Genomic DNA, 10,045 nt, shown 5'->3' on the forward strand with positions numbered 1-10,045 from the left:
ATTTATTTTGTTGATGATTCTCGGAATTTTTGCAATAATCTATATCATTTTGAAACCGTCTTCAATTTTTATTAGTAAATAAGATGCGTTTTCCCCGCTCTCCAGCCCGTCCAGCAGCAGACCACAAGTATCAGTAACCCAGATGCCGAAGGACCATCTGGGAAGTCCGCTTCAGTTCAGCCTTCGTCGAACCGTTCGCTGCTTGAATAGAGAGACCGGCGAGTATCGTTGAGAGATACCGAGTGTAGTCGTCCACATCGATCTCCTTCGACAACTCTCCGCTTTTTCGAGCTTCGAGAAGGCGCTCCCTGATGGCGACTTCGTTCTGTCTCCGTATTTCCGTCATCAGATCTCTGGCAGGGGTAGCGTCTACGCTGCAACCCATTGCCCCCACCAGCGTCATACAGGTCGGCGGATGGCCGGGTGTGGTGAGGAACGCAACCGTATTGTCGAAGAGCGCACGGATAACCTTTTCGAGAGTCGGCTCCTTCAACGCTTCCGTTGCGTACTGCGCTCGACTTTCCAAATAGCGCTTCACTGCAAGTGAGAACAAGGCGTGCTTGTCACCGAAGGCTGCATAGATGCTTGAGGGATTGAGGCCCATCGCCTGTATAAGGTCGGCCATGGAAGTGCCTTCAAAGCCCCGCTCCCAAAAAAGTAGCATTGCGGCCTCTAAGGCCGCGTCCTTATCGAAGCTGATCGGTCGTCCAGTCTTTCCGTTCCCTGTTTTCTTGCTTTTGCTCGCCACGCCCCTATTATAGCAATTCTCATCTGCACAGATCGATCAAGCAATCACTGATGCTCTTGATGCCATCACCATCCAGGACATTATTAACTGGTTTACTCACTGCTGCTACTGTATTGCTTCCGATTAAGAACCGCTATTAGAGTCCAAAATCTTGAATCCGTTCCGCCTCGCATTACATCTGTAATGATTGTTCCATATATAATGTAGGATAGGAATGATCAAAGGAGAAGTCTATGGGTGCACTTGAAGGCAAGGTAGCTGTCATCACAGGAGGTAACAGTGGGATCGGCTTGGCTACGGCTAAGCGCTTCGTAAAGGAAGGGGCCTATGTTTTCATCACAGGGCGTCGCCAAGCGGAGTTGGATAAGGCGACAGCGCTGATCGCAAAGAATGTGACGGCCATTCAGGGAGATGTCACGAACCTCGATGACCTCGACCGTATCGCTGCGGCAATAAGGGCCCAAAAGGGGATCGTCGACATCATCGTGTCGAACGCGGGCTTGACGGAGCAGGCTTTGATCGACTCCCTCACACCCGATCATTTCGACAAGACATTCAACCTCAACGCCAAAGCCCCCGTCTTCCTGGTGCAGAAGCTGCTGCCGCTGATGACCGGTGGTGGGTCGATCGTTTTGGTCGGGTCGGCCATGCACGTCATGGGCATTCCTGGCCATACTGCCTACGCGGCGACCAAGGCAGCATTGCGTTCTTATGCCCGTACCTGGGCTGCGGAATTCAAGGGTCGCGGCATCCGCGTCAACACGCTCAGCCCTGGTGTAACTGACACCCCGATTCTCGACTCTCAGTCGTCAACCCCTGAAGAGCGTGAGTCTCTGGTGAACATGTACCTGAACATGATCCCGCTCGGCCGACTCGCTCGGCCCGAGGAGCTCGCTAGCGCGGCAGTCTTTTTGGCGTCCGACCAGAGTTCTTACATGACAGGTGCGGATCTGATGGACGACGGGGGCATCGGCCAAGTCTAAGGGCTGAGGACGAGGTCCGGTGAGCAGTGGAGGATGGAGGACAGGGCCTGCGCTCTGTGTTAGGTCTGAAAACAGTTCTCTCAACAATGCTCAGCAGTTTACTTAAAGGAGATTCTCTATGAAATACGCCATTATTGGTTCTGGCCAGATCGGTACCGCTCTTGCACGCCTGTTTGCACACAAGAACATCGAAGTCGCAATCGCAAACTCCCGTGGACCAGCAACGCTTGCGTCTTTGGCGAAAGAGCTAGGTTCGAGCGTCGTTCCCCAATCCCTTCAAGACGCTTATAAGGCTGAGATGATTTTCCTTGCTGTCCCCTTTTCCGCTTACAAAGATGTAGCGAAGCAATTCAAGCAGTGGGACGGCAAGATCGTTGTCGACGCCATGAATACCCTTGATCTTTCTCCGGAGGAACGGAAGGAGCTAGGAGGGCTACTCTCTTCCGAAGTTGTGGAGAAGGCGTTTGTCGGCGCGCGCTTAGTTAAGGCCTTCAATCACTTGCCTGCGAAACAGTTGGGAACCAATCCTGCCGTAAAGGGGCAGCGACAGGCGATCTTCGTATCTAGCAATGATGCAGACGCTAGCGCAGCTGTTGGGGCCGTGGCGACTCAGCTTGGTTTTGCTCCAATCGAACTCGGAAGGCTCGATCAAGGCGGCGTACTCCTTCACGTTCTGGGCGGTCGCCCTGGCGCTCTTCTGTTTCAGAATCTGGCTAAACTGGCCTGATTGCAGCAGTCAGTTCAAGTGCATACTCTTTCGCAAATCCAACCGAGCTAGGACATATGTTATGAAAATAGGTTTCATAGGAGCCGGAACCGTAACAGGCACATTCGGCCGTCACTTGATAAGCGCTGGTCACACCATCATTGTATCCAATTCCAGAGATCCGGAGACACTGACTGATTTTGTCGCCGATCTTGGTTCAGGCGTGACCGCAGGGACGAAGCAGCAGGCAGCCGAATGCGATGTCGTTATTCTTGCCACGAGGTGGGTTAGTGTGGCTGATGCTCTCAAAGGCATTGATTGGCGAGGCCGCATCCTGATTGACGCGACGAACGCGCATATGGACCCTGTTCCAGACATCAGTCTGGCTGGCGTTACCAGATCGCGGGCGGCATTGAAGGGGCGTACCTCAAGCGAGATAGTTGCTGAGATGGCGGTCGGCGCAAGGCTTGTCAAATCGATCAGCAACATACCGATGGAATGGATACAGGACTTTTCGCCGAACAAACCCCGTACCGTTATCTTCACATCTGGCGACGACACCGAAGCAAAACAACTGGTCATCGACTTGATCAACAGCACTGGATTCGTCGCGATCGATCTTGGGTCGCTTGCTGTAGGCGGTGCTATGCACGAAGTTGGCGCTCCTTTATCCGGGCTCGATCTCCACTTTGTGCGTCGGCTTCGCTGAGAGGGCTTCACCTCTACCTAAAGAACTCTGTCGCACCGTAACGTCGAATGGCATACATGTTTTCGGCAAACCCATAGTTCATAATGCTTCTGGGTGTAAGGGTGTAGGGGTAAATGGCACGCTTGTAAAGATGAAACCCTTGTAGGCGCTTGTGTGGGGGTGTGGGGGTGTAAGAGTGTAGGAGAAAACCATAATGCGGATCGACAAGTTTTGCTCTTAATTCAATACCTTCGCCAAAAAGAGTACGAAGAGGTAGGGCTGTCGTAGTAGAGTTATTGTCTTCCCAAACAACAACTCAAGAACACGGTTCAGCCTATGCCCGACATCTTATCACTCTTGTAATGCCTGCTGCCGCACTCGCAAATGCTTTTTGACCACGGTATACACAATTCCCAGGACGCAAGATTTCACAACGATCTATTTTGCCAAAACCCTTACGAGTCTTACCTTAATGTCCTGGCTGCCCACCTGGTTTCTTTTTCGGTTGATTTGATGACTCTTGAGAAGGTGCTTTTTTGTTTTCGCTCTTTTTGTGGGTATCCCCAGATGGAGGTTTTGATGAAGTAGAACTATCTAAATCTCTACTGACTTTTAAACACTCTATTTCTTGCTATAGTTCGTAGATTATTTTCTGTAACTCACCTATTACCTTGCTCTGCTCAATAATTATCTCTACCAGTTCTTCTTTGGATAACTGGTTCAAGCTTTCTGGGTCTAAATCTTGAGGCAGGTTTTGGTTCATATTTGTGATACTCCTCCTCAAGTGTTCCCTTTGTCAATACTCTGCCACCTGAATCCTTACACCAAAACACTTCTGGCTAACTGTTCTGTAAGCATTTTGATTAACTATGCGAGGGCTGACTTTTCATGGGAAGTCCTCAAACCGCGAAACAACCTAGAAGTAGAGGAAAGCCCCTAAAAAAGCATGAAGCTCAAGCCCAAAATTACGATTGCTGACCACTTTGCCCTGATGGAAGACCCAAGAATAGACCGCACGAAGCGACATAATTTAATTGACATTCTCACAATTGCTTTATGTGCAGTGATATGTGGAGCAGACAGTTGGGTGGCAATTGAATTGTATGGCTGCACAAAATATGAGTGGTTGAAAACGTTTTTAGAGCTACCAAATGGCATTCCGTCGCATGATACATTTGCACGAGTATTTGCACTGGTTGATTCGCAGCAATTTCAGTCATGTTTCTTAAATTGGATAAAGTCAATCCAGATCAAGACGGATGGTGAAGTAGTAGCAATTGACGGTAAAACTTTATGTGGCTCCCATGATAGAAGCAGTAACCAAAGTGCAATACAAATGGTAAGTGCGTGGGCAACTACAAATAAGTTAGTGTTAGGGCAGGTAAAAGTGGATGAGAAATCAAATGAAATTACAGCAATTCCCGAATTAATAAAAGTATTAGAACTATCTGGTTGTATTGTAACAATTGATGCCATCGTTTGCCAGAAGGAGATTGTGAAGTTAATTAGCCAACAAAACGCAGATTACGTAATTACTCTCGAAAAGAATCAAGGTAATCTGTATGATGAAGTAGAGCAACTATTTAAAGCAGAGATAAGCAAGGGTTTTCAAGATTTTCAACATAGCACATACAAAACAGAAGAACATGGGCATGGTCGTCATGAAATCCGCTACTACGCGATGTTATCAGGAATTCAATCTCGGCTTGACCCTGGTTCAGTTTGGTCAAATTTTAATAGTATCGGGATGGTAGAATCCGTCCGGTAAGTAGATGGTAAAACAACAGTGGAGACTCGTTATTTTATTAGTAGTCTTGAAGATAATCCCAAACAATTTGCTAATTCCGTTCGCAGTCACTGGGGGATAAAAAATTCATTGCATTGGGTATTTGATGTAGCTTTAAAAGAAGATGAATGTCGGATTAGAAAAGATAATGTTCCACAAAATTTTGCAGTAATGCGGCAGATAGCAGTAAATCTTTTAGGTAAAGAGAAGCGTGTGAAAAGGGGAATCAAAAATAAACAGTTTTTGGCAGCAATGGATAATAACTATTTAGAAAGAGTTTTAGCTTTAGCATAAACTAGCTTATCAATAATTTAGTTAAGATTGTTGCTTATTTTCAGGAATAAGCTTACTTATTCATAGCTGAATAGTTAGTTAATTTATCTTAAACAAGAGTTTTTTCACTAGAGATGAGTTAATTTATGTGTTAGCACAAGCATCTATTTATTTTGTTTATCTTTTTGTCAAGTTTTGCACTTATGATAGATGATTTTGAATTCCTTATTAGTTTTTGTTAAGAAATAAGGTGCGTTTCCCCTGGGGTCAGCCAGTAAAGGCACTTGTTACATTGCTTGTTTGAGTGTTGGCAATGGCGGACTCGAACAAGTGCTTGAATCAATTGAAGACGTTGCTGATTTTCTAGATAGCGTACCGATGTCCGGTCTGATATTGCAGATGTGCCATAAAGTTTTTGATATTCGTTTTCTTGGTTTTGTGAATGAGTAAATACGTCCAGCTTTCACTATTTCCATCTGAAGCTCCAGCAGCGATACCGGAAGAACAGTTGGTTAAGGACGCCGATACTATTCTTCAAAAGCAGTTAGTTCAAGCCTCTGATGGTATAGTGCCAGTCCTAAATGAGCAACTGATAGAAATGCTAACTCCTGGTAAGGAGCTAGAATTTGTCAAAGCTGCCGAAGCTACGATGAAGCTCTACTGGCGCAGCGCCAGCAAAGATAAGAAGACGCCCAAGCGAGCGTTCTTCAATCTATTTTTGCAACTTGGTAGCCAGCAAAATGTAAGCCGAGCTAGGTACCTGATGCACTACAATGTCAAAACTAAAGCTTTGGGCGATTTTTACGATGCTGGCGACGAGGCGATGTGCATTCTGCCCCGCTATGCTAACGCCTTGCTGCCTTCTATGCCCGTCAAAGATGTTTATGCTCAAAACCTCCCAACTCTCCTAGAAACAAATCAAAGCCAGGTAAATTTCGATTTAGAGGCACTACAGGCAAGGTTTGATGAACTCTTTGCCAGACGCAGGACAACAGCAGAGGTTATCTACTTGCGAATCTTATTAGATGCGGAGGATGTCGCAGCAATGTATACGGCGCTCAAATAAATCGCGATCGGTGTTGACGAATTTGCTAGAGCCAAACCCAATAAAACGTTATCATTGCAACGAGCTTTGGCAACATTTAACCGGGGGCATCCACTGGCGCAAGCGTATATCGAAGGTGCGCTTACGAGATGGGATGAGGCGGACATCGTGTAACGACTTGCTGCAAGAATTTATAGTTGAATAGTTCCAGGAAAATTTTCCTGAAACTGCGATTGACCAGTACTTGTTACGATGATAGGCTATCGCCTAAGAACCCCAAGTGACATTCTGGTTAGAGATTAGAATACTTTTTTAGACAAAATCCAACCAATTTAACAATCATCGCAAATGCAACGCAGTAATGAGTAAAAGCTACTATTTCAAGGCAAAATCTAATCCACTCTGGTAATCGTGGATTTAAAGATAAAAGCAATCCTAAACTATTAAACATGTAGTACATTGCCATTGGAGTCACAGGATGCTTGCAATCTTCGACAGTTACGATCCTCGCAATTAAGAGCGATCGCTCCACACCTAAATCGCTAATTTGATGCCAACGACCTACTGGACATATTGGCCATAGCATTTATGATACTGGCCAAATTCCGCGTTGGATACCAGTTAATAAGGTTGCTGATTTTGGTTATGTCTGGAATGCGCCTGAAGATTTCATCAGTGCGCTGGCTGATAACAATTGGGCTATCGCTGCCCACCTGACGTTTGACCTGCTCTGCTAAATTCCAAATGCTTGACTGATTTCCTGGGTTGCCAAGATTGAAGATTTCGCCATTTCCCAAGTCTTCGATCACCAATCCCATCGCTAATTTAGTAAGCGCCTCAACTGCATCCTGTACTGCTATGAAGCAACGCACTTGAGAGCCATCACCATTGATTGTGATTGGTTTGTTTTTTGTTGCTTGAGAAACAAAAGTTGGGAGTACCATTTGTGACTGACCAGGACCAGTCACGTTGAACGGGCGGACGATCGCTGCTTTGACTCCCAACTCTTCTTGGTAGCCTAGTACCATGTGTTCTGCCGCTAACTTGGCAGCGGCATAGCCCCATCTAGGAATGGATGAAAGACCCAGCAAGGACTCTGACTTATCTTCGTAGAGAGGAGATGGAGCATTGCCATAAACTTCAGATGTGGATGCATAGACAATTGGTGTGCGAGTAGCTTGGCAATACCAAAGAGCGTTGCGGATACCCTCAAGAATCGTATTGGTGGTAGTGATGCGCTGACTGCTAACTGCCTTAACGCCAACTACTGATGCCAGATGGATCAAGCAATCGTAATCAAATCCGTGTATGTCTCTCCAAAACCTAATTTCGCTGACGTTGCCAGTATAATAGTGGACTTTTTCTAGTTCCTCGCTTGGATGCCGGAGATCGAAAGTTGTCACCTCATGTCCGAGAGAATCCAGGTGTCTGCACAAATATTGACCGATAAAGCCAGAGCCGCCAGTTACTAGAATTCGCATAAGTTATATTTATTGATTAGTTTGTCAAAAAAATAACATGCAATCTGAACGTTTGTCTTTTTTTGCCCCTGATATCGGAGAAGAAGAAATCAACGCAGCTATTAAGGTTCTGCGATCTGGTATTTTGACCGGTGGTGCTAACGGAGGGCCCAAGGTTAATGAATTTGAGCGCAAGTTCGCCGATTACATGGGCGTTGGCTTTAACGCGATCGCCGTCTCATCCTGCACTTCCGGGATGATTCTTGCTCTAAGCCGATTAGGAGTTGTCCCTGGCAGCGAAGTGATTACGACCTGTTTGACTTTCACCGCCACAGCAGAAGCGATCACTGCCGTGGGAGCAAAACCAGTCATCGTAGACATTGACCCTGCCACTTTGAATTGGAATTGGGAGCAAGTATACAGCCGAATTAACTCAAAAACGGTGGCTTTGCTACCAGTTCATTTCGCTGGGCTGCCGATTGACATGCAACGATTAAGAATTGAAAGCGCCCACGGAATTGCGATTGTCGAGGATGCCGCTCACGCTCTTGGCTCTAAAGTTCAAGGATTACCAATCGGTGGACATAAGTTCTCGACGACGGTATTCAGTTTTTACCCGAATAAAGCCATGACTACTGCTGAAGGTGGCATGATTGTGACCAACAATCCAACGCTGATGACAGATTGCCGCATTGCTAGGCTGCATGGCATTTACCGCAGCCCAGAAGCTATGCCTTGGGATTACCGAGTCATCGAGCCAGGGCTAAAAGCCAATATGGATGAAATTTCCGCTGCAATCGGCATCGTCCAGCTTGAAAAACTAGAAGCTGGGCTTCGAGCGCGGCAACAGATTGCCGATGCTTACACCAGAGCGTTTGCTGATTTGGATGTTCAATTGCCGCCACAGCCACAACCTGGTGACACCCACGCTTGGCATCTTTACATCCTGCGCCTACCTAAATGGCGATCGCGCAATCATTTTATCCAGAGGATGGATTGCTTAGGGATTGGAACTTCTGTCCACTATGTCCCACTATGCCTGCACCCGCAATGGAAAAAAAGCTTAATTTGCAAGAAGTTGACTTTCCTCATGCAATGGATTATTTTCAACGAGCCGTAAGTCTGCCAATCTATCCTAGAATGTCAGCCCAAGATGTAGACCGAGTTATTGATGCTGTCAGGGCGCTTTTAGCTTGACCTACTGAGCTACTAAGATCAGACTAGGAGCCTCAAATAAAAAACCAGGAAAATTTTCCTGGATATGTCGGGAGAAAAATGAAAGTCAGTGCGTGCCCTCGTGTTAAGTATGTAAAAGAAGAGTTTGATTTAGAGACAATCATCTCTGATCCAGACTTCTTTGAAGTATCCAAGGAAATTCAAAAAGCGCTGCACGCGCCAAAGAAAAGCGTTAATGAGTGGTTAAAGGCTGCTATGCAGGGGGAAACCAGTTGCGGGCGGGATCAATATGGGCAGCAGCAGGTCTGTCATGCCTGCTATGCTTCGCGGCTTGATAAAACAGAATCGAACCGCAAGTACAATAGCAGCGACAAAGGCAAGTCTCGCCTTGCAGCTTACCGTAGCAAGAAAAACAAAGCGCAGCCAGAGTCCGCCCAAAATCTGATCATCAAGCGCAATGCCGAATTGTCCTCAAAATTAGGATGCACCAACAACATTGATTTGTCTTGCTTGACTAAGAAACAGGCACAAGTCTTCGCCATGTATTACGGTATCGGGCGAAAGCCAATGACATTGGAAGCGATCGCCAAAAAATTTTGCTGCAAAAAACAAAATGTTGCACAAGTGAGAAATTATGCAGTGAAAAATTTATTGAAGCAATCCCAAACTAACGTGTTGATACAGTAGGCTTTTATGATTAACTTTATTGACTTTTTTTACTACGATAGTAGAATAAATAAGAACCTCAAACCAACATACAAATGAATCAAATGAATAAAAAAGCATAGCGTGCAATTGACTGGTTTGTAATGTTTAACTGAGATAATTTTCTGTTGATAGATAGCTTAGAAAAAGCAGCCTTGATTTATCAGGATATTAGAGGATGTTTTAAAAGTCAAAGCTAGTCAAAAATCATGCAAGGCGTCTAACCATGATCCGAATCATAGCTAAGTAAATAAAAGTTTCCGAAGTTTCGGGTAGTCTTTCATAATCCTTGCTCAAGCGCCGACACCAATTGAGCAAGCCTTAAGTTCGTTCAACGACCCAACGCTTTGGTAACAGGACGAAACCCAATACTCCAAGGGTCTAAGGACAATTTGAACAATCCACCGAAACATATCCATTACCCAACAGATGAAGTCTTCGCCTCGATAGCCTCCATCCATCCAAATTGTATTTA

Annotated in this window: 7 protein-coding genes and 4 pseudogenes; 7 read left to right on the plus strand and 4 right to left on the minus strand. The window is 45.9% G+C overall.

Features of this window, described 5'->3' with window-relative positions; all coding sequences use genetic code 11:
• Positions 1-130: 130 nt before the first annotated feature.
• Positions 131-748 (minus strand): TetR/AcrR family transcriptional regulator, encoded by a 618-nt coding sequence (locus tag V7L20_RS15250; protein ID WP_334744898.1) that lies wholly within the window; start codon positions 746-748, stop codon positions 131-133.
• A 233-nt stretch (positions 749-981) separates the two neighbouring features.
• Between V7L20_RS15250 and V7L20_RS15255 the strand changes: the two genes are divergently transcribed.
• From V7L20_RS15255 to V7L20_RS15265, 3 genes are all read left to right on the plus strand, one after another.
• Entirely contained in the window at positions 982-1,731 is a 750-nt protein-coding gene (locus V7L20_RS15255) for an SDR family NAD(P)-dependent oxidoreductase (RefSeq protein WP_334744899.1), read from the plus strand.
• Positions 1,732-1,849: 118 nt separating this feature from the next.
• The gene (locus V7L20_RS15260) at positions 1,850-2,458 is read left to right on the plus strand and encodes an NADPH-dependent F420 reductase (RefSeq protein WP_334744900.1); all 609 of its coding nucleotides are present in this window, start codon (positions 1,850-1,852) and stop codon (positions 2,456-2,458) included.
• Between the two features lie 61 nt (positions 2,459-2,519).
• Positions 2,520-3,146, plus strand: a complete 627-nt coding sequence (locus V7L20_RS15265) for an NADPH-dependent F420 reductase (RefSeq protein ID WP_334744901.1) — start codon at positions 2,520-2,522, stop codon at positions 3,144-3,146.
• 334 nt (positions 3,147-3,480) lie between these two features.
• Here V7L20_RS15265 and V7L20_RS15270 read toward each other — a convergent pair.
• Positions 3,481-3,888 (minus strand): annotated as a pseudogene (locus V7L20_RS15270) (DUF6444 domain-containing protein); the annotation flags it as partial.
• A gap of 183 nt (positions 3,889-4,071) precedes the next feature.
• Here V7L20_RS15270 and V7L20_RS15275 point away from each other — a divergent pair.
• Positions 4,072-5,205, plus strand: a pseudogene (locus tag V7L20_RS15275) (ISAs1 family transposase).
• Between the two features lie 421 nt (positions 5,206-5,626).
• A complete protein-coding gene (locus V7L20_RS15280) occupies positions 5,627-6,250 on the plus strand; it encodes a hypothetical protein (protein ID WP_334744902.1) in 624 nt (207 codons plus the stop codon).
• A gap of 521 nt (positions 6,251-6,771) precedes the next feature.
• Here the strand turns inward: V7L20_RS15280 and V7L20_RS15285 are convergent.
• Positions 6,772-7,710, minus strand: coding sequence for an NAD-dependent epimerase/dehydratase family protein (locus V7L20_RS15285; protein WP_334744903.1), 939 nt, complete (start codon positions 7,708-7,710; stop codon positions 6,772-6,774).
• A gap of 37 nt (positions 7,711-7,747) precedes the next feature.
• Here V7L20_RS15285 and V7L20_RS15290 point away from each other — a divergent pair.
• A pseudogene (locus V7L20_RS15290) lies at positions 7,748-8,886 on the plus strand (DegT/DnrJ/EryC1/StrS family aminotransferase).
• Positions 8,887-8,964: 78 nt separating this feature from the next.
• Entirely contained in the window at positions 8,965-9,552 is a 588-nt protein-coding gene (locus V7L20_RS15295) for a hypothetical protein (protein ID WP_334744905.1), read from the plus strand.
• Between the two features lie 225 nt (positions 9,553-9,777).
• Here the strand turns inward: V7L20_RS15295 and V7L20_RS15300 are convergent.
• Positions 9,778-10,045, minus strand: a pseudogene (locus V7L20_RS15300) (transposase); the annotation flags it as partial.

Source organism: Nostoc sp., from assembly GCF_036916735.1.
Lineage (GTDB): Bacteria > Cyanobacteriota > Cyanobacteriia > Cyanobacteriales > Nostocaceae > Nostoc.

Bases quoted from the DNA above. Each gene is read 5' to 3' on its own strand.
- V7L20_RS15255 (WP_334744899.1), top strand. From the start codon at position 982: ATGGGTGCACTTGAAGGCAAGGTAGCTGTCATCACAGGAGGTAACAGT.
- V7L20_RS15260 (WP_334744900.1), top strand. From the start codon at position 1,850: ATGAAATACGCCATTATTGGTTCTGGCCAGATCGGTACCGCTCTTGCA.
- V7L20_RS15265 (WP_334744901.1), top strand. From the start codon at position 2,520: ATGAAAATAGGTTTCATAGGAGCCGGAACCGTAACAGGCACATTCGGC.
- V7L20_RS15280 (WP_334744902.1), top strand. From the start codon at position 5,627: ATGAGTAAATACGTCCAGCTTTCACTATTTCCATCTGAAGCTCCAGCA.
- V7L20_RS15285 (WP_334744903.1), bottom strand. From the start codon at position 7,710: ATGCGAATTCTAGTAACTGGCGGCTCTGGCTTTATCGGTCAATATTTG.
- V7L20_RS15295 (WP_334744905.1), top strand. From the start codon at position 8,965: ATGAAAGTCAGTGCGTGCCCTCGTGTTAAGTATGTAAAAGAAGAGTTT.